The sequence below is a fragment of the Streptomyces morookaense genome (assembly GCF_013030945.1).
Taxonomy (GTDB): domain Bacteria; phylum Actinomycetota; class Actinomycetes; order Streptomycetales; family Streptomycetaceae; genus Streptomyces; species Streptomyces morookaensis.
This window is the reverse complement of sequence record NZ_JABBXF010000212.1, coordinates 1-263: the sequence shown is the minus strand read 5'-3', so window position 1 is coordinate 263 and position 263 is coordinate 1. Positions and strand designations below refer to the sequence as shown.

At 76.0% G+C, this 263-nt stretch carries 1 protein-coding gene; it reads right to left on the bottom strand.

Going from position 1 to position 263, the window contains the following annotated elements; translation table 11 throughout:
- Positions 1-263, bottom strand: a 263-nt coding sequence (locus HG542_RS34210; RefSeq protein WP_171088335.1) for a beta-ketoacyl synthase N-terminal-like domain-containing protein, incomplete at both ends; no start/stop codon positions are given.

The window sequence follows — 263 nt, the reverse complement described above, 5'->3', positions numbered from 1 at the left end:
CAGTGCCTGCCGGATCACGCGCTGCTGCGCGGGACCGTTCGGCGCCGTCAGACCGTTGGACGCGCCGTCCTGGTTGACCGCCGTGCCGCGGACGACCGCCAGCACCTGGTGTCCGTTGCGGCGGGCGTCGGAGAGCCGTTCCACGAGCAGCATGCCCGCGCCCTCGGCCCAGCCCGTGCCGTCCGCGCCGGCGCCGAACGCCTTGCACCGGCCGTCGGCCGAGAGCCCGCGCTGGCGGCTGAACTCGACGAAGACCGCCGGGC